The organism is Rhodococcus baikonurensis, from assembly GCF_040489275.1.
Lineage (GTDB): Bacteria > Actinomycetota > Actinomycetes > Mycobacteriales > Mycobacteriaceae > Rhodococcus_F > Rhodococcus_F baikonurensis.
On the sequence record NZ_JBEUOQ010000003.1, the window covers coordinates 419,479 to 438,192 of the forward strand.

Sequence of the window (18,714 nt, forward strand, 5' to 3'; positions counted from 1 at the left end):
AGAGTTGTTCGAACTAGCTGGTGGTGCGGTGGAACCGACCGGGGCTTGCCTGATCCCGCGGCTTGACGACGATCTGATCGAGGTTCACGTGTGACGGCCTGGACGCGACGAAACCGATGATCTCGGCGATGTCCTGCGCCACCAACGGTGTGATTCCCTCGTACACCTTGTCGGCCTTGTCCTGGTCACCCTCGAACCTGACGAGTGAGAATTCGGTCTCCACTGCTCCGGGCGCGATTTCGGTCAGACGAACGGGCTTACCCAAGAGTTCACCGCGCAATGTCCGATGAAGGACGGCTTGAGCGTGCTTGGCCGTGGTGTAGCCCGACCCGTTGTCGTATGCCTCCAGCGCCGCTACCGAGGTGATGGTCACGACCAGACCGTCACCCGAATCGATCAGTTTGGGCAGCAGTGCTTTCGTCACACGCAACGTGCCCAGGACATTGGTCTCCCACATCCATCGCCAGTCGTCCAGATCGGCGTCCAGGACCGTCGCCAGGCCCTTCGCGCCACCGGCGTTGTTGACCAGCACGTCGACACGGGGGACCACGGCGGCAAATGCGTCGACGGAATCCTCGTCGGTGACGTCGAGTTCGAGCGCGGTACCACCGATTTCCTCGGCGATCTTCTCGAGACGATCGACGCGGCGAGCACCGATCACGACGTGGAATCCCTGAGCTGCCAGGGTGCGGGCGGTGGCCTCACCGATTCCGGAGCTGGCTCCGGTGACTACGGCGATGCGGGCATCGGAAGAAATGGTCATGACGCAATCGTAGGGCTAGTCGGCGGCATACTCTGCTTCCCGTTCGATGGATTCGATGTGACGATGCGGCACCTTGACCGGGCCGGGGGTGTAGGTGACGGCGCGCAGCGCGCCGCTGTACCGGAACGGTCCGTGGCGTCGTCGTACTTCCCACGACACAGGCCCTCGGGCGTCGACCCCGACCGAGATGCCGGTCCACGGCGCCATCCCGACCAGCTGTACCTGACCCAGCAGTTGACCGGCGTGGACGCCGTCGACGCTGACGTGGAGGTCCCAGCGCAACCGCGGTACCACCGTCACGGACACGTCGATGCGCTTGGTGCCGACCGCCAACGGGCCCGCATCGACCACGGAGTAGGAACCGAACGCGTTGTACCCGAGATGCAGGTGCCCGTCCTCGACGTACAGAAGATATCCACCCTGCGGATCACCATGGGCAACAAGGACACCGGCGTCGTCTTCGCGGTAGCCGTCGAGTTCGATCGTGATGTCGAAGTCACGGAACCCGATCAGTTTGGATGAGCGGTAGCGCTCGAGTGGAGGCGTTCCGGCAAGTAGTCGCACCGGGCGTGAGAGCGCCTCTTCCTCTGGACGGCGGACCGCGCCGACGGTGTTGCCGAGCAGTGGAAATACGGTGTTCGCCCACGCCGAGTGGTCCCAGGCCTCGGCGAGTTCGCGAACCTTGTCGGGAAACCGTGATGCGAGGTCGTCGAGCTCGGTCGGGTCGGTTCGGACGTCGAACAACTGCCAGTGCGGTGTGTCGATGTCCGCGGGGGTGAGCGCCAGCAGTTTCCAGCCGTCCTTGTAGTAGCCACGGTTTCCGCTCATCTCGGTGTACTGCTCGGTGTGGGTACTCGGCGCGGTGGGTGAACGCAGAACCGGCGCGGTCGACACACCGTCGAACTCCTTGACCGGCAGCCCGTTTCGCACGGTAGGTGTGTCGATTCCGGCCAGTTCGAGAAGCGTCGGTGTCAGGTCGGTGACATACGCGAACTGGTCGCGGATCCCGTTGTCAGCGGCTTCGGGTTTCAATCCCGCGGGCCAGGACAGGAGGAAGGGAACACGGATCCCACCGGCAAAGGATTGCCCTTTGTAGAACCGGAAGGGGGTGTTGGACGTCTGCCCCCATCCACGTGGATAATGCACGCCCAATTCAGGTCCGCCGATGAGGGATTCGTCGTGTGGGACATCGCCCACCCAGTCCGGATCCTGAATATGTGCGAACTGCGCGAAGTAGCTTCGAGTCCCGTCCGAACCGCCCTCGGCGGTGCCGCCGTTGTCCGAGGTGAAGACGATGATCGTGTTGTCGAGTTCGCCCAGTTCGTCCAGGGTGTCGACGATGCGTCCGACGCTCTGATCGATCGAGTCGACCATCGCCGCGTACACCTCCATGTAGCGGGCGAACCGAGACCGCACCTCCGGCGTGAGCGAATCCCATTCGGGCACGTCGAACCCGGGTTCGGAGTTTCGTGGTGCCTGCCGTGTTCCTTCCGGAAAGAGTCCTTGCAGGAGTTGAGAGGCGAACCGCGACTCGCGGATTCGATCCCAGCCCTCGTCGTATCGACCACGGTATTTCGCCTGATCGGCGGGCTTGGCCTGCAACGGTCCGTGCATGGCGACGTGTGCGAAGTAAAGGAAGAACGGCTTGTCCTGATCGTGGGCGCGAAGGTCCTTGACGTACCCGACCGCCTTGTCGGTCAGATCGTCGGTGAGGTAGTAGCCCTCGGGATACTCGTCGACGTCGACCACTGAATTGTCGGAGATCAGTTGATTGGGGTAGTAGAAGGAGTTCAGTCCTTCGAGAGAGCCGTAGTAGCGATCGAATCCGCGCTGAGTCGGCCAGGAGTCACGACTTCGTCCCGGGGCGAGGTTTGCGTCGCGCACGAGATGCCACTTGCCCACCGCATAGGTGGCATAGCCTGCGCCGCGGAGGATTTCGGGGAGTGTCTGTACGTCGTCGGCCAATTCCAGGCGCAGTCCGGGGTATCCCGGATCGGCGTTGGCGACGAAACCGTACCCGGCGCGGTGCGGATTGAGGCCGGTGAGAAGAGCGGCGCGCGACGGCGAGCAGAGGGGCGTCGTGTGATAGTTGGTCATTCGAATACCCTGCGCAGCAAGGCGATCGAGGGTCGGAGTCTCGATCTCGGAGCCGAACGGCCCGATGTCGCTGTATCCCATGTCGTCGATCAGAACCACGACGATGTTGGGTGAGCCGGGGGCCGGGGCCGTCGCGGTGAGCCACGACGGGGTCGAATCGGCTGCAGTGCGGCCGATTCGACCTTCGAAGCCTTCGTAGCCGCGGGCATGCGGCGGAAGGGCGGAATCTGCGTGAGTCATGAGTTGTTCGAGGCACCTTCTGCCGCAACTGCACCTTCGATAACCGAGTATTCGGAAGCGTCGCCGGCTATGCTCCGGCTTCGTTCCCCGTGGATATTGACCGGAATGTCACCGGCAAGTGTGATGCGCTCCAGACGGCGGTACTGGTCGTCGTAATCGGCGATCGCGTAATGCTGGGTGGCGCGGTTGTCCCAGATCGCGACGTCACCCGCCGCCCAGTTCCATCGCGTCGTGTACTCGAGCTTGATGGCGTGGTCCTGCAAGAGTTTGAACACACCGTTCGACTGTTCGGTGCTCAACCCGACGAAGTTCTTGACAAAATGCCCGAGGACGAGCGTGCGCTCTCCGGTTTCGGGGTGTACACGCACCACCGGGTGTTCCGTCTCGAAGTACGTGGACTGGAACTCCTCGCGGTAGGCGGCCGTGCGATCTTCGGTGAGCCGCTCGGCGCTGGTAGCCGCGTAGTCGTAGACGTTCGTGTGACGGGCCCAGAGGTTCTCCGCGAGCGCCTTGAGCGGATCCGGCAGTCCGTTGTACGCGGCTACCCCCGACGCCCACGTGGTGGAACCGCCGTACTCGGGGAGCTGCACCGCGCGCAGGATCGAGGCCTTGGGGATGCGATCGACGAAGGTGACGTCGGTGTGCCAGCTGTTGGCCTTGCCGAGATCCGAATCGATAGGCAGAACTTTTGCGCCGTGCGACTTCACCGTGGGGTGGGCAGTGGTCGGGGTGCCCAGTAGCTGGGCGAACTCGTACTGCGAATCGTTGTCGAGGTGGTCCTGCCCGCGGAAGAAGATCACCTTGTGCTCGAGAAGGGCCTGTCGGATGAGTGAGATCGTCGCCGGGTCGAGGTGCCCGCCGAGAGTGATTCCGTCGATTCGGGCGCCGATATGCGCGCCGAGGGTGGTGACAGTGCCGCGAGCGGCGTCAGCAGCCACCCCGTTCGTTGATGCCGTGTTCGTGAGAGTCGGCTTGGCGAAAGCTGTAGACATGGTGCACCTTTCGTGGGGAGTGTGCCCACCCAAACACGCGAGATTTCGCCACGACAGGGTTGCGTTCAGTGTGATCGTTACCGCACCTGATTTGTGAATCTCGGTGAAGCTGCTACTTTTGGAGCCATGTCGACCGACCAGCCTGCCGCTTTGCGGGTCACCTATGTGACCGCTGCGCTTGGTTCGCGTCTGCCTCTGGCGCGAGAGCTGTGTTGTCGCCGCCGTTCTTTCTGCAGCTAATTTCTGCGCCTTTTCTGTCTATTTCTTCGTATGACCAGTGGAAACGCTGAGTTCTCGGTCGACAGAGATGTGCGCCTTCTCCTCCTTCTGCAAGGGACAGCCATGTCGACACCCACAATTTCCGCCATTCCGAACATCCGATCGCGAACCGCGCTCTCGGGAAGCCGGACCCGAACCCAGATAGTTGCGCCGGAGCTGCGCATTGCCGACGGTCCGTCCGCGACGGTGTTGCGCATTGCTCGATCCCGCGGACCGCTCTCTCGCGATACCGCGGCCAAAGCGTCCGGGCTGAGTATTGCCACCGTGAACCGGCAGGTCACGAGCCTGCTGGACCTGGGGATCCTGCGCGAACGCGCAGACCTGACAGCTTCCGGCGCCATTGGGCGTCCGCGAGTTCCGTTCGAGGTCAATCACGAGCCGTACCTGACCGTCGGCATCCACATCGGTGCCGTCGTCACCAGCATCATCGCCAGCGACATTCGTGGCAAGGTGCTCGGCGCCGTCGAGATCCCGACGCCCGCCACCAATTCCGCTGTCGCGCTTGCCACCATTGCGCGCTCGGCCAAATCGTTCGCCTCGCGGTGGCACAAGCGTCGTCCGCTCGCGGTCGGGGTGGCCATCGGCGGTCGCGTCGATTCGGCTACGGGAGTAGTCGACCACGCGCGCCTGGGGTGGAAAGGCGCCAAGGTCGGATCCATCATCGGAGCCGGCTTGGACCTTCCCGTTTCGGTTGCCGCCCACGTCGAGGCGATGGCGGCGTCGGAACTTCTGCTCAGCACCGACCGCGCCGAGGCCCCGACGCCGGGAACCACCGGGCTCTACTTCTATGCCCGCGAAACTGCCGGTATCGCAATCACTTTCGAAGGGCGAGTGCACACGCCGTCCAGTGGGCCAGGCTCGATCGCACACCTCCCCACCGGTTCGTCGGCACGGTGCACCTGCGGTGCGGTGGGTTGCTTGGAAGCGACGATCAGCGACCGCGCTGTCGTCGCGCAGGCACTGTCTTCGGGCGCAGTGATCCAGGGCAGTGAGCGTGTGACGATCGCGGATGTCTACCGTGCTGCGTCGGCGGGTTCCATTCCGGCGCACGAACTTCTGGTTGATCGAGCACGCGTCCTCGGGCGAACGGTGGCGATGTTGCGTGACCTGTTCAATCCGGATCGGGTGATCCTCGGCGGCCAGGCCTTCACCGACTACCCGGCCGGCGTGCCGCACGTCGCCGAGGCCTTCTCGACGGCATCCTCGTTGGAGCGTAAGGACATTCGGATTACCGGGTTCGGCAATCGGGTTCAGGAATACGCGTCCACCGTCGTGTCGCTGAGTTCCTTGTTCGCCGATCCTGCGGCGGCAATGCGGCGTGCTTCGGCCATCTGACTGCGAAGAGGGCAGTCAGAGTTCCGGACGATCGAGCACCCGCAACCACGAACCGTCGGGCTGGCGGCGTGCCACCTGAGTACGTCCGCCGGTCCCGTCGGAAGGTTTGGTCGAGGTCATGGCGAGGTCGCCGCTGATTACCGTGGGTAGCGCTTCCTCGACGGTGAATGTCGGTGCTGCGGCCAGCATCTGAGAAATGACGTCTCGGATGGCCGTCCTTCCCGCAGTGAGTGACCCGGGTGGAAACGCCATCACGGCGTTTTCCTCGTAGAGTCCGGCGACGGCGTCTGCATCTCCGGCGTTCGCGAACTGGACGAACAATCGGGCGATGTCTTCCGGGGTTTCGGCCTTCTGAGCTTCATGTGTTGTTGTCATGTCTCCATCTTGCGAGTCCGCCGGCGATAAGTCCAAGATCTAGTTTGTCTCGAAGCTAGAATTATCAGTTATGGAACTTCGGCAGCTCGAATACTTCGTCACGGTAGTGGAGGAAGCCAACTTCACTCGCGCCGCCGAGCGGCTTCACGTAGCGCAGCCGGGTGTGAGTGCGCAGGTCAAAAGGCTGGAACGTGAGCTGGGTCAGGAATTGCTCGATCGGAGTGGTCGAACCGTTCGTCTGACCGAGGCCGGGCGAGCTGTCCTCCCACATGCCCACGCTGTGCTTGCGTCCGTTCAGAGCACCCGAGATGTCGTCGACGCCCTGAACGGACTGGTGCGGGGCTCGGTAGCGGTGGGGATGGTCACTGCATGCGCGTCTGCCGACCTGACCGACCTGCTCAGTCGGTTGCACAACAAACACCCCGGTCTGGACATCTCCCTGTCCGAGGACGACTCGCGCAGCTTGCTTGCCGGAGTGCTGGACGGAACCTTCGACATAGCCGTCATCGGGGTGGCGGGCGAACTGCCGGAAGGGCTCGAATCGAGGGTGATCACCGACGAACGACTGGTGGCCGGAGTGGCAACGGATCATCCGCTGGCCGAGGTGTCGTCTCTACCGTTTGCCGAGCTCGCCACGCGATCGGTCATCTGTCTGCCGGAGGGAACCGGTATCAGGACGTGTCTGAACTTCGCGTGCGCCGCGGCCGGCACCACGCCGACGGTTGCGCTCGAGGCAAGCAATCTCGGCATCATCGTTTCATTGGCAGCGCAGGGGTTGGGAATGGCCGTGCTTCCCGAGTCGGCAGTGGGGGAGTTGCATCGGATCGATCTCGAACCGGAGGCGCGATCTCGGCTGGAATTGGTCTGGCGTTCGTCGGGCGGCAAGAATCCGGCGGCCTCCGCTCTCATCGATCTTGCGAGAGCTGTTCCCGCCGAGTGAGTTCGGCCTGCGCCCGATCCAATCCGCCGTGCTCGAGAGCAGCCAACCGTGACCTGTCCTTCCAGACGATGGTGCCGCGTCGCCGGACGCTGACCGACATCGTTCCACCGAGATGCTCGAGCGCTCCTGGCACGTTTCGGCGCTCGGCGGGTATCGGAACAGGAAGTATGTGTGCGTCGGCGATGGGTGCGGTCCCGTCGATGTCGATGCTCCACTTCCGGCTGTAACCCCGAAGCGTCCAGCGATCGTCGGACACCGTCGTCTCCACCTGTGACGTCAGAGGATTACCCAGCCGCAACACCGTTCCGTCCGGTAGCGCGGCAACGACGGCGGTGACTTCGGTGCGCAGAGGTCCGGCGCTGACCTGTCCGCCGGCAAACGCCACGCAGGCTCGAGGATCGGTGAACCCCTGTGCCTGTCCCCACCACCAGGATTCCGGGAATCCTCCCTTTCCCCAGTTTTTCTCGCCGTACACCTGCGCTCCGGTGAGATCCCAGCTCTGTCCGTCGATGACGGCGCTTCCCTCGACCCGGCCGCCGAGCAGCCACGGATGCCAGTACTGATTGAGTGCGGGAACTGATTGGAAGTAACTCGATCCCCCGAAGCGGCGGTGCGGCCAGAATCGCTGATTACTGATGCGCACGTCGAGGTGGCTGTCGCCGAAATCGACCTGCAGTCGATCGGCGTTACCGCGGAAAACGTTGTCGGCGTAGGCCCCCAGTGTGCGGGGATCCGCCGATCCACGCGGATGCTCGGCGGTACGGAGAAATCCGCCCGGATGCGCCGCGAGACCGAGCGTCGACCAACTGCCACTGTCGGACTTGTTGATACCGGCGAGCGCGATCACCACCCGTCCGCTGCCTGGCATCGTGAATCGCCAGAAGTAACCCTCCATCGCAACGTCATGGGAGGCAAGCAGATTGCCGTACGGCAGGGTGGCGCCCGAAGCGCGGTACGCGGGAAGCTTCACGGTCCCAATACTGCCTGTGATGCGGTGACCTGAGCGACGAGGCGGCCCTCGTCGTCGCGAATCTCGGTCACGACCGCGATGGTGCTGCGCCCCGCATGCAGTGGCCGGGCGGTTGCGGTGACCGTGCCCTTGCGGACCCCACGCGTGAAGACGGTTGACGAACTGGTGGTGGAAGTGCTTGCACCGGGCGGAAGATTGAGGAACGCACAGACGGCGCCGACGCTGTCTGCCAGCGTCATCAAGGCGCCGCCGTGCATTCCGTTGCCGGCGGTGGTGCGGTGGCTGTCCCAATCCAGATGGCCGACAACCTGTTCGGGTGCCGCGCTGTCCAACTGAATTCCGGTGTGAACTGCAAAAGGCATGGTCGCGACAAGTTGTTCGAGGTCCATGCCTACCGATGGTAACGAGCCGCCGAAACCTCCGTCGGGACTTCGGTTTATCGAGGGAGGTGGCTCAGAGGGGGAGGGCGGTTTCGGACAGTCCCTCGGGCGCGTTGCGGCGACGGAACCACTCGGTGCCGAATGCCGCGGCGAGCTGCTCCGTCGGCATTTCGAGGAACGGGCCGAAATCGCCGACCTGCGTTGCGTGCGCGTACATGGCCGCGCGCTTGGACGAGATCACCGAACTGACGTCGACGGCGGTGGTGAGTTGATCTGCCGGAAGCCCGAACGATTCGATGTCCGGCGGCTGCGCCTCCTCGGTCCACTCGGGGTTGGCCTGCATCAGCATCTTCATGTGATCGCGGTTGGTGGACGCCTCGTAGACGAACGGCGTGCCTGCGAGTTCTGCCGCCCGGACGCCGACGTGGTGGACCTGGATGTGATCCGGGTGCCCGTATCCGCCGTTGGGGTCGTAGATGGTCAGGACATCGGCGTTCTCTTCACGAAGTACCTCGGCCAAACGCTCGGCGGCCTTCTCGACGTCGACGTTGCAGAACGCTTCCGGATTCTCGTTCTCGGGCGTACCCACCATCCCCGAATCCGGGTAGTGCAGGGACACGACGCGATTGGCGCCCAACGCGTCGGTGGACGCCTCGAGTTCACGGCTGCGGCGCTGAGCCAACGTCTCGTATTCGTCCAACAGGCCGTCGGGGAATTCACCGAGAGCACCGTCGGTAGCGGTGACGACTACGACGCGGTGACCTGCGTCGGCGGCCATTCTCATCACGCCGCCCGTAGTGAAAACTTCGTCATCGGGATGGGCGTGGAAACACACCAGGACACTCATTCGCGCAATCGTAAGGCAAGTTACCGACAGGTCAACCCGAGCGCACAGTGAAAACGATTTGTCGAGTCGGCCTCGGCTCTGTGAACCTTGTTCAGTGCACGAGAAGCTGACATGAGCGAATCCACCAACAAAGGCCTGTTGAGCGCCTACCGCGAGATCTTTGCCGCCCCCGGATCGGTCGCCTTCTCGGCCGCCGGATTTGTCGCAAGGCTGCCGATCGCCATGATCGGCATCGGAATCGTGACGATGATCTCGCAACTTCGTGGTGACTACGCGCTCGCCGGCGCGCTCGCCGCGGTTTTCGCGCTGTCGTCGGCGATCATCGCGCCCGCCGTCTCGCGTGCGGTCGACCGCTTCGGGCAGCGAGCGGTCCTGCCGATTGCCGCAGCCGTGAGCGTCACCGCGATCGGGGCGCTCTTGCTCGCCGTACGGATGGAAGCTCCTGACTGGCTGCTTTTCGTTCTGGTCGTCCCCGGTGGCGCCACCCCGACGATCGGGGCGATGATCCGCGCCAGGTGGGTCGCGATCTACGTCGGAAAACCTCAGCTGCGCACCGCCTTCGCCTTCGAATCGGTGGTGGACGAACTCTGTTTCGTGGCGGGTCCGGTCATCTCGGTGGGCCTGAGCATCGGACTCTTTCCCGAAGCGGGACCGCTGGCGGGACTGATTCTGCTCGTGACCGGGACCCTGCTGTTGGTCATTCAACGTGGAACCGAACCGAAGGTGCACCCGCGTCGACCCGGCCGCGGACGATCGGTTCTCGGTAACCACGTGATGTGGATCGTCATCGTGATCATGGTGATGCTCGGAACGATCTTCGGCGTCATCGACGTCGGTGCCATCGCGTTCACCGAGGAACAGAATTCGCCGGGATCCGCGACGCTGGTCCTTGCGCTGTTCGCCGGCGGTTCGGGAATCGCGGGACTGATCTTCGGGTCGATGCACCCGGCGCGATCGCTGCGCGGTCAGCTGATGATCGCGTCCTCGGCGGTCGCCGTTCTCAGCGTCCCGCTTCTCCTCGTCGGCAACGTGGCCGCACTGGCGGGTGCATATGTGCTCGCGGGCGCGACCATTGCTCCGACCCTCATCATCGCGACGGCCTTGGTCGAGCAGATCGTCCCCCCGGAAAAGCTCACGGAGGGAATGACCCTGACGGTCACCGGCCTCGGCGTCGGCGTGGCGCTCGGGTCTGCGCTGGCCGGACAGCTGATCGATCGTTACGGCGTCCCGTCGGCCTACATGCTCGCCGTCGGCGCCGCAGTCGCAGCCTCTATCGTGACGGCATGTCTATTCGTGAAGCCGTCAGCGTCGACGGCACGTCCATCGTCTATCGAGTAACCGGAAATTCGGCTGGGACCCCGCTGGTGCTGCTGCACGGCTGGGCTCAGTCGTCGCAGTGCTGGGGTGAGCAGGTCCTCGCGGACCTCGCCGCGGACTACCGCCTGATCGCCGTCGATCTGCGCGGCCACGGTTACTCCGATGCGCCTGAATCCGGATACGACGACTCCGCGAACTGGGCCGGCGACGTTGCGGCCGTTCTCGCGGCAGAAGACGTCACCGAGAACGCGATCCTGCTCGGCTGGTCGTACGGCGGACTGGTGATCTGCGATTACCTGGCAGCACACGGAACCGGTGCGGTGGCGGGTGCGGTTCTGGTCGGTGCGATCACCAGCATCGGTCGCGGTGAGAAGGGCGGCAAAGTCGGCTCGGCGATGCGGAGTGCGGTTCCCGGCGCGATGTCCGAAGATCCCCGCGAGGCGATCCGGGCACTCGGTGCCTTCGGCAACGCGCTCACCGGCCCACCCGAGGGCAAGGGCGCAGCGTCGCAGGCCTTGTTCGGGTACAGCCTCTCGACGCGTCCGCGGGTGCGCGGAGCACTGTTCAATCGTGCCGTCGGTCACGACGAGTTGCTCCGCAGCCTCGACATCCCGGTCCTCGTTCTGCACGGAACCGAGGACTCCGTCGTCGACGTGAGCGCAGGTAAGCACGCCGAGGAACTGATTCCCAAGTCCCAGGCGTCGTACTGGGAAGGCTGCAATCACGGACCGTTCGTGGAGGATCCGACACGATTCGTGTCCGAAGTGCGAGCCTTCATCTCGAGCCTCGGTTAGAGTTCGCGCCCGGTGAGGGGGCAGTATGGAGTGGTGACGCCCATGCACATTTCGCGCCCTCGCCGGGTGGCCGTTCTCTCGGTCCACACCTCGCCATTGGCGCAACCCGGCACCGGTGACGCGGGTGGGATGAACGTCTACGTTCTGCAATCCGCCATTCAGCTCGCCAAACGTGGCGTAGAGGTGGAGATATTCACCCGCGCGACGTCCTCGGCCGACGCACCCGTGGTGGACGCCGCTCCCGGAGTGCGGGTTCGGAACATCGCGGCCGGTCCCTTCGAAGGACTGGACAAGGCAGATCTGCCGACTCAACTGTGTGCCTTCGTCGCGGGAGTTCTGCGGGAGGAAGCGCGTCACGAGCCCGGGTACTACAGCCTGATTCATTCGCACTACTGGTTGTCCGGGCAGGTCGGATGGCTGGCCCGCGACCGCTGGGGCGTGCCCCTCGTACATACCGCCCACACCCTCGCGGCGGTGAAGAATCTGTCGCTGGCCGAGGGGGACACCCCCGAGCCCGCAGCACGTCAGATCGGTGAGCAACAAGTAGTCGCCGAGTCCGATCGCCTGGTCGCCAACACCACCGACGAAGCCAAAGCGCTGCACGAGTTGTACGGCGCAGATCCCACGCGTATCGACGTCGTGGCTCCGGGCGCCGATCTCACCCGCTACCGACCGGGCGATCGCGATTCCGCCCGCGCGTCGTTGGGGTTGAACCCGGGCGAGATCGTCGTGACCTTCGTCGGCCGCATCCAACCGCTCAAAGCGCCGGACGTTCTGCTGCGCGCAGCAGCCGAGGTGATCAGCCGTCGCCCGGGGTTGCCGCTGCGCATCCTCGTTGTCGGCGGGCCGTCCGGAACCGGTCTCGCGCGGCCGGACGTGTTGATCGAACTGGCACGCTCACTGGGCATCACAGCGCAGGTGACGTTCTTGCCGCCGCAGGCGCCGCAGCGTCTCGCCGATGTCTACCGCGCATCGGATCTGGTTGCGGTGCCGAGCTATTCGGAGTCCTTCGGACTGGTAGCCATCGAAGCTCAGGCCTGCGGAACCCCGGTGATCGCCGCGGATGTCGGCGGACTGGGAGTGGCCGTACGCAACGGTGAGACCGGCCTGCTGGTTCAAGGGCACCGCACCGAAGACTGGGCCGGCGCTCTCGAATCCTTGGTGACAGCGCCGAAACGCTTGGCCGAACTCGCCGCGCAGGCACCGCGTCACGCCGAGAATTTCTCGTGGGAACACACCGCGGACGGTTTGCTCGAGAGCTATCGCAAAGCCGCAGTCAACTACAACAACGGAACCGGTCCCAGCGACTTCTCGCCCCGCCGTGCGCGGGGTCTGTGGCGTCTGCGCCGGACCGGAGGGGTGCGTACATGAGCAGCATTTCGGACACCATCGAGCAGGCTCTCACGGAGCGTGAACTCGACTTCACCAGAAAAGACGACGCGCATTTCGTCGTCGAACTTCCCGGCGAACACAAACTCAAGACGTCGACGCTGCTCACCGTCGGTAATCACGGCGTGCGGGTCGAGGCCTTCGTGTGCCGCAAGGTGGACGAGAACTTCGAAGGCGTTTACAAGTTCCTGCTCAAGCGCAACCGTCGTCTGTACGGAGTGGCCTACACACTCGACAAGGTCGGGGACATCTACCTGGTCGGCAAGATCGCCGAGCATGCCGTGACCGGCGACGAACTGGACCGAGTGCTCGGTCAGGTTCTCGAGGCCGCCGACGGCGATTTCAACGTCATCCTCGAACTCGGTTTCTCCTCGTCGATCAAGCGTGAGTGGGCGTGGCGGGTGTCGCGTGGTGAGTCGCTGGCGAATCTCGAGCCGTTCAAGCACCTCATCGAGGAAGAGCCCGCGCAAAGCTGATCGAGCGGGGTGAGACACATCGCGGATGTGTCACGTAAAGTGGCCTTTACTTGTGACTGTCGTCACGGAATAATACTGTTCCCGTGAGTCACAGTAAGTTGGTCACACCACCCCGCCGCGCAACTTTTCGAGGAGCACAGTGAGCTTCAAGAGTCCGTTCCCCGACGTTGAAATCCCCAACCTCAGCGTCTACGACTTCCTGTTCGGAAACACCGACCCCGCAGACCTCGACAAGACGGCATTCGTCGAAGGCAGTTCGGGCGCCGTAACCACATACGCTTCGCTGATCGCGCAGATCAACGGCGTTGCAGGCGCTCTCGCAGCGCGTGGACTCGCCGTCGGCGACGTCGTCGGGCTCCATTCGCCCAACGTCCCGGCCTTCGGTTCCGTCTTCCACGGCATCCTGCGTGCCGGTGGCGTCGCGACCACGATCAACGCGCTCTACACCGCCGAGGACATCGCCAAGCAGCTCACCGATTCCAAGGCCAAGTTCCTCTTCACCGTCTCGCCGCTGCTGCCGCAGGCCAAGGCCGCCGCCGAGCTGGTCGGTATCCCGACCGAGAACGTGTTCGTGCTCGACGGCGCCGAAGGCCATCTGTCGCTGCGAGATCTGCTCGGTGAGGGCGCAGCGGCGCCCGAGGTTTCCTTCGATCCGGCCACCCAGCTCGCGGTGCTGCCGTACTCGTCGGGCACCACCGGCCGGCCCAAGGGCGTCATGCTCACCCATCGCAATCTCGTGGCCAACGTCTGCCAGATCATTCCGCGGATGGGCATCGAGACCGACGACAAGATCCTCGCGGTCCTGCCGTTCTTCCACATCTACGGCATGACGGTGCTGCTCAACGCTGCGCTCTACCGCCGCGCGAGCCTCATCACGATGCCGAAGTTCGATCTCGTCGAGTTCCTACGGATCGTCGCCGAGCAGAAGTCGACGTACATCTTCGTCGCACCGCCCGTTGCCGTCGCGTTGGCCAAGCACCCGCTCGTCGATCAGTACGACCTGTCGAGCGTGCACACCATCTTCTCTGGCGCGGCCCCCCTCGACGCGGCGCTCGGCAAGGCCGTCGCGGACCGTTTGAACTGCCATGTGCGCCAGGGCTACGGCATGTCCGAGATGAGCCCCGTCTCGCATGCGATCCCGTTCGATCGTGACGACATCGCACTCGACACCTGCGGTCCGACCATCGCCAACATGGAATGCAAGCTCGTCGACCCGGGAACGGGCGAAGAGGTCGCGTACCCCGCGCTCGGCTCGGACGGCGTCAGCGAGCCCGGGGAACTGTGGTGCAAGGGACCGAACATCATGCTCGGTTACCTCGGCAACGACCAGGCCACCAAGGACACCCTCGACGACGACGGTTACCTGCACACCGGTGACATCGCGACCGTCGACGGCGACGGCGTCGTCAAGATCGTCGACCGCCTCAAGGAATTGATCAAGTACAAGGGCTACCAGGTTCCCCCGGCGGAACTCGAGGCTTTGCTTCTGACACACCCGCAGATCGCCGACGCTGCAGTGATCGGTGTGCTCGACGCCGAAGGCGAAGAGGTTCCGAAGGCATTCGTCGTGCTCCAGGACGGCGCCGAATTGACCGAAGACGACGTGATCTCGTTCGTCGCCGAGCGCGTCTCACCGCACAAGAAGGTTCGCCAGGTTTCGTTCATCAGCACCGTGCCGAAATCCGCGGCCGGAAAGATCCTCCGCAAGGATCTGCGAACAGCGGAAGTAGCTCCGAGCTGATTTCCAGACAGGGTTGATCAAGAAGGGTTCCGGTACTCGTGCCAGGATGAACGCCATGAGTATCGGAACCCTGGTCCTGCTCCGCCACGGCGAGAGCGAATGGAATGCACTCAATCTGTTCACCGGCTGGGTGGACGTCCACCTGACAGACAAGGGCATGGCCGAAGGCAAGCGCGCCGGCGAACTGCTCGCCGAGCACAACCTCTTGCCTGACGTTCTCTACACATCTCTGCTCCGCCGCGCGATCAGCACGGCCAACCTCGCACTCGACGCCGCCGATCGCCACTGGATCCCGGTGGTCCGCGACTGGCGTCTCAACGAGCGCCACTACGGCGCTCTGCAGGGCAAGAACAAGGCTCAGACCAAGGAAGAGTACGGAAACGAGCAGTTCATGCTCTGGCGTCGTAGCTACGACACCCCGCCGCCCGCCATCGAAGCCGGCAGCGAGTACAGCCAGGACACCGATCCCCGGTACGCGAACCTCGACGAGGTTCCCTTGACCGAGTGCCTGCTCGACGTCGTCAAGCGCCTGATCCCGTACTGGGAGGACACCATCTCGCAGGAGCTGCTCGCCGGCCGGAACGTACTGGTCACGGCGCACGGCAACTCGCTGCGTGCATTGGTCAAGCACCTCGACGGCATCTCGGACGAGGACATCGCGGGCCTGAACATCCCGACCGGAATCCCGCTGCGTTACGACCTCGACGAGAACCTGAAGCCGCTCAATCCCGGCGGCACCTACCTGGACCCGGAGGCCGCAGCCGCCGGCGCCGCCGCGGTGGCGAATCAGGGCGGAAAGTAGCAACCCGATGATGTGCGTCGAGGCCCCCCGAACAGTGTTTTCGGGGGGCCTCGGCCAACAACAGATGAACGACGAACCAACGCCGTCCACCTGGCGGATTACGCGGGCGGGAACGTCCGAACCCGCCGTAACCGACACTTCGCGCGAACGTACGATTGCGCCGTGAGTGTCGTGATTGCAGTGCTGCTGGTCGTGGTCGCCGGCTTGGTCGGCTACCTCGTCGGCGGGGTGCTGGTCCCCAGGCTGTCGTCGCGTCAGAGTCAGCGCTCCGACGAACAGACCGGGCTCACGATGTCCCAGGTTCTGGACCTGATCGTGTTGGCGTCGGAAAGCGGCATCGCCGTCGTCGACGGTTTCCACGACGTCGTGCTCTTCAACCCTCGCGCCGAAGAACTCGGCCTCGTCAAGAATCGTCTGGTCGACGAGCGGGCGTGGCGGGCGGCGCAGGAAGTCCTGCGGACAGGTCAGCCCGTCGAGGTCGATCTGACGGCACAGACCGCGCAGCGCGGCCGCGACAAGATCGCGGTACGTGGGACGGCCCGATTGCTCAGCAAGGACGATCGCAACTTCGTGGTCCTGTTCGCCGACGACGATTCCGAGCAGGTCCGCATGGAGGCGACGCGACGCGATTTCGTCGCGAACGTCAGCCACGAACTGAAGACGCCGGTCGGCGCGATGAGTTTGCTCGCGGAGGCGCTGCTCGAGTCCGCTGACGATCCGGAATCCGTGCGCCACTTCGGTGAACGGGTGCTGGGCGAGTCGATTCGTCTGGGCAAGATGGTCACCGAGTTGATCGCACTCTCTCGCCTGCAAGGTGCCGAGAAGCTGCCCGATCTCGACGTGGTCGACGTCGACACCGTGGTGTCCGAGGCGCTGTCGAGGTCGAATCTGTCGGCCGAGGCCGCCGGGATCACCGTCACCACCGACCATCCGAGTGGGCTGGAGGTGCTCGGGGATCAGACTCTTCTCGTGACGGCACTGTCCAACCTCATCGAGAACGCTATTGCTTACTCGCCCAAGGGTTCTCCGGTGTCAGTCAGTCGGTCGGTACGCGGCGACAATGTCGCGATCGCGGTCACCGACCGAGGAGAGGGCATCGCGAAAGCGGATCAGGAGCGAGTGTTCGAGAGATTCTTCCGCGTGGACAAGGCACGGTCACGGCAGACCGGCGGAACGGGTCTGGGGCTGGCGATCGTCAAGCACGTCGCGGCCAATCACAACGGCTCCATCGAACTGTGGAGCAAACCGGGAACAGGGTCTACCTTCACGTTGCAGATACCGGCACACGTGGAGTCGGACGACGACATCGACTCTGACGACGCGGGAACCGCCGGTTCCACGCGGATCGGCAGACGAGAACAAGGCAGTAGAGAAAACGGCATGGAGGCCAAACGATGACGAGTGTGCTGATCGTGGAGGACGAGGAGTCCTTGGCGGACCCGCTGGCGTTCCTGCTCCGCAAGGAAGGCTTCGAGACCACCATCGTCAACGACGGACCGTCGGCGTTGGCGGAATTCGATCGCTCCGGAGCGGACATCGTCCTGCTCGACCTCATGCTGCCCGGCATGAGCGGTACGGACGTCTGCAAGGCGTTGCGATCGCGTTCGGGCGTTCCCGTCATCATGGTGACGGCGCGTGACAGCGAGATCGACAAGGTCGTCGGCCTGGAACTGGGTGCGGACGACTATGTGACCAAACCGTATTCGGCGCGTGAGCTGATCGCCCGTATCCGTGCGGTGCTGCGCCGCGGGGTGGAGAACGAGGCGGACCTCGCCTCCGACAACGGGGTGCTCGAGGCCGGACCGGTACGGATGGACGTCGAGCGCCACGTCGTGCAGGTAGCTGGAAACCCGGTGACGTTGCCGCTCAAGGAGTTCGACCTCCTCGAGTACTTGCTCCGCAACTCCGGCCGGGTGCTGACCCGCGGACAGTTGATCGACCGCGTCTGGGGCGCCGACTACGTCGGTGACACCAAAACCCTTGACGTACACGTGAAGCGGCTGCGTTCGAAGATCGAATCGGATCCGGCCAAGCCGGAACATCTGGTCACGGTCCGTGGATTGGGTTACAAGCTCGAAGCGTGATCTAAGTTCGTCGAGAAGAATTCAGCCGCTCACACGATCGTGTGAGCGGCTGAATTTATTTGTTCTTGCGGAGTCAGCCCTGAGCTTTGTTCTGAGCGATCGTGGTCGCCGGATGGACTGCTATGAGGCCGAGGCCGGCACGACGCCTGCAGAGGCGAGCCAGCTCGTCGTACGCACGCTTTCCGAGAAGCTCCGTCAGTTCCGGCCCGTAGGACTGCCAGACCTGCCGTTCCCCGACATGAGCGTCAGGGGAGCCGGAGCAGTACCAGGCGAGGTCGTCGCCGCCCTCACCCCAGCCCCGGCGGTCGTACTCGGTGATCGTGGTCTTGAGGATCTGGACGCCGTCCGGTCGGTCGACCCAGTCCTGGGTGCGGCGGATCGGTAGCTGCCAGCACACGTCCGGCTTCACCTCGAGCGGCTCGATGCCCTTCTTGAGCGCCATGGAATGCAAGGCGCAGCCCTCGCCGCCGGCGAAACCGGGCCGGTTGAGGAAGATGCACGCACCTTTGTAGCGGCGGGTGCGCAGCGCGGGCTCGTCCTCGAGGTCGTCTTCTTCGACGTATCCCTTCTTGCCGAGACCCTTTTCCATGAACTGCCAGTCTTCGGCTGTGAGCATTTTCACTGACGCGTCGAGCTTGTCCTGATCTTCCTGATCGGAGAGGAAAGCGCCGTGCGAGCAGCAACCGTCGTCCGGGCGGTCGCCGATGATGCCCTGACACGCCGGCGTGCCGAACACGCAGGTCCAATGCGAGAGCAACCACGTCATATCAGCGGAAATGAGGTGTTCGGAGTTATCCGGATCGACAAATTCGACCCATTCGCGCGGGAAATCGAGATCGACCTCGGGGCTCGGAGTCATCTTGTGGGACCGGTCTGGGTTACCTGCTGTCACA

General features: G+C 64.0%; 18 protein-coding genes. 10 read left to right on the forward strand and 8 right to left on the reverse strand.

Annotated elements, in window-relative coordinates; all coding sequences use genetic code 11:
- Nucleotides 1-13: 13 nt before the first annotated feature.
- From ABWI03_RS09630 to ABWI03_RS09640, 3 genes are read right to left on the reverse strand one after another with little or no spacing between them, the layout of a single operon-like run.
- A complete protein-coding gene (locus tag ABWI03_RS09630) occupies nucleotides 14-763 on the reverse strand; it encodes an SDR family NAD(P)-dependent oxidoreductase (RefSeq protein ID WP_095970396.1) in 750 nt (249 codons plus the stop codon).
- A gap of 15 nt (nucleotides 764-778) precedes the next feature.
- Nucleotides 779-3,100 (reverse strand): arylsulfatase, encoded by a 2,322-nt coding sequence (locus tag ABWI03_RS09635; protein ID WP_298774120.1) that lies wholly within the window; start codon nucleotides 3,098-3,100, stop codon nucleotides 779-781.
- On the reverse strand, nucleotides 3,097-4,092 hold the full coding sequence (locus ABWI03_RS09640) for a TauD/TfdA dioxygenase family protein (RefSeq protein WP_234036804.1): 996 nt from the start codon (nucleotides 4,090-4,092) through the stop codon (nucleotides 3,097-3,099). Before ABWI03_RS09640 ends, ABWI03_RS09635 begins: the two co-directional genes overlap by 4 nt.
- 342 nt (nucleotides 4,093-4,434) lie before the next feature.
- Here ABWI03_RS09640 and ABWI03_RS09645 point away from each other — a divergent pair, with 342 nt between their 5' ends.
- Complete coding sequence (locus ABWI03_RS09645) at nucleotides 4,435-5,706, forward strand: ROK family transcriptional regulator (protein ID WP_298774127.1); 1,272 nt, start codon at nucleotides 4,435-4,437, stop codon at nucleotides 5,704-5,706.
- A 15-nt stretch (nucleotides 5,707-5,721) separates the two neighbouring features.
- Here ABWI03_RS09645 and ABWI03_RS09650 read toward each other — a convergent pair whose 3' ends face one another.
- Nucleotides 5,722-6,081: a YybH family protein gene (locus tag ABWI03_RS09650; protein WP_298774131.1), complete on the reverse strand. Its 360-nt coding sequence runs from the start codon at nucleotides 6,079-6,081 to the stop codon at nucleotides 5,722-5,724.
- Between the two features lie 70 nt (nucleotides 6,082-6,151).
- Between ABWI03_RS09650 and ABWI03_RS09655 the strand changes: the two genes are divergently transcribed.
- The gene (locus ABWI03_RS09655) at nucleotides 6,152-7,021 is read left to right on the forward strand and encodes a LysR family transcriptional regulator (protein ID WP_283376754.1); all 870 of its coding nucleotides are present in this window, start codon (nucleotides 6,152-6,154) and stop codon (nucleotides 7,019-7,021) included.
- On the opposite strand, the gene ABWI03_RS09660 is transcribed toward ABWI03_RS09655, so the two are convergent.
- The 3 genes from ABWI03_RS09660 to ABWI03_RS09670 all read right to left on the reverse strand — a co-directional run bounded on the left by ABWI03_RS09660 (nucleotide 6,987) and on the right by ABWI03_RS09670 (nucleotide 9,218).
- Nucleotides 6,987-7,991 carry a tocopherol cyclase family protein gene (locus tag ABWI03_RS09660; protein WP_298774134.1) on the reverse strand — a complete coding sequence of 335 codons (1,005 nt, stop codon included), beginning with the start codon at nucleotides 7,989-7,991 and terminating at the stop codon, nucleotides 6,987-6,989. The two genes, ABWI03_RS09655 and ABWI03_RS09660, sit on opposite strands and share 35 nt — an antisense overlap.
- Nucleotides 7,988-8,380 carry a PaaI family thioesterase gene (locus ABWI03_RS09665; RefSeq protein ID WP_124568177.1) on the reverse strand — a complete coding sequence of 131 codons (393 nt, stop codon included), beginning with the start codon at nucleotides 8,378-8,380 and terminating at the stop codon, nucleotides 7,988-7,990. Before ABWI03_RS09665 ends, ABWI03_RS09660 begins: the two co-directional genes overlap by 4 nt.
- 64 nt (nucleotides 8,381-8,444) lie before the next feature.
- Entirely contained in the window at nucleotides 8,445-9,218 is a 774-nt protein-coding gene (locus tag ABWI03_RS09670) for a PIG-L family deacetylase (protein WP_019744397.1), read from the reverse strand.
- Nucleotides 9,219-9,329: 111 nt separating this feature from the next.
- On the opposite strand from ABWI03_RS09670, the gene ABWI03_RS09675 reads away from it, so the two are divergent.
- The 8 genes from ABWI03_RS09675 to ABWI03_RS09710 all read left to right on the forward strand — a co-directional run bounded on the left by ABWI03_RS09675 (nucleotide 9,330) and on the right by ABWI03_RS09710 (nucleotide 17,821).
- A complete protein-coding gene (locus ABWI03_RS09675) occupies nucleotides 9,330-10,556 on the forward strand; it encodes an MFS transporter (RefSeq protein WP_095970486.1) in 1,227 nt (408 codons plus the stop codon).
- A complete protein-coding gene (locus ABWI03_RS09680; protein ID WP_235171639.1) occupies nucleotides 10,502-11,329 on the forward strand; it encodes an alpha/beta fold hydrolase in 828 nt (275 codons plus the stop codon). The genes ABWI03_RS09675 and ABWI03_RS09680 overlap by 55 nt, the downstream gene beginning before the upstream one ends.
- Nucleotides 11,330-11,371: 42 nt before the next feature.
- Complete coding sequence (gene mshA / locus ABWI03_RS09685; protein WP_095970485.1) at nucleotides 11,372-12,700, forward strand: D-inositol-3-phosphate glycosyltransferase; 1,329 nt, start codon at nucleotides 11,372-11,374, stop codon at nucleotides 12,698-12,700.
- Nucleotides 12,697-13,194, forward strand: coding sequence for a type III secretion system chaperone family protein (locus ABWI03_RS09690; protein WP_298774143.1), 498 nt, complete (start codon nucleotides 12,697-12,699; stop codon nucleotides 13,192-13,194). Before mshA ends, ABWI03_RS09690 begins: the two co-directional genes overlap by 4 nt.
- Nucleotides 13,195-13,333: 139 nt before the next feature.
- On the forward strand, nucleotides 13,334-14,935 hold the full coding sequence (locus tag ABWI03_RS09695) for an AMP-binding protein (protein ID WP_095970388.1): 1,602 nt from the start codon (nucleotides 13,334-13,336) through the stop codon (nucleotides 14,933-14,935).
- A 46-nt stretch (nucleotides 14,936-14,981) separates the two neighbouring features.
- Nucleotides 14,982-15,737 carry a phosphoglyceromutase gene (locus ABWI03_RS09700; protein ID WP_003941992.1) on the forward strand — a complete coding sequence of 252 codons (756 nt, stop codon included), beginning with the start codon at nucleotides 14,982-14,984 and terminating at the stop codon, nucleotides 15,735-15,737.
- Nucleotides 15,738-15,899: 162 nt separating this feature from the next.
- Nucleotides 15,900-17,135 carry a sensor histidine kinase gene (locus tag ABWI03_RS09705; RefSeq protein WP_003941938.1) on the forward strand — a complete coding sequence of 412 codons (1,236 nt, stop codon included), beginning with the start codon at nucleotides 15,900-15,902 and terminating at the stop codon, nucleotides 17,133-17,135.
- A complete protein-coding gene (locus ABWI03_RS09710; protein ID WP_003942020.1) occupies nucleotides 17,132-17,821 on the forward strand; it encodes a winged helix-turn-helix domain-containing protein in 690 nt (229 codons plus the stop codon). Before ABWI03_RS09705 ends, ABWI03_RS09710 begins: the two co-directional genes overlap by 4 nt.
- Nucleotides 17,822-17,894: 73 nt before the next feature.
- Here ABWI03_RS09710 and ABWI03_RS09715 read toward each other — a convergent pair whose 3' ends face one another.
- Complete coding sequence (locus tag ABWI03_RS09715; RefSeq protein WP_003941928.1) at nucleotides 17,895-18,680, reverse strand: DUF3109 family protein; 786 nt, start codon at nucleotides 18,678-18,680, stop codon at nucleotides 17,895-17,897.
- Nucleotides 18,681-18,714: the final 34 nt, after the last annotated feature.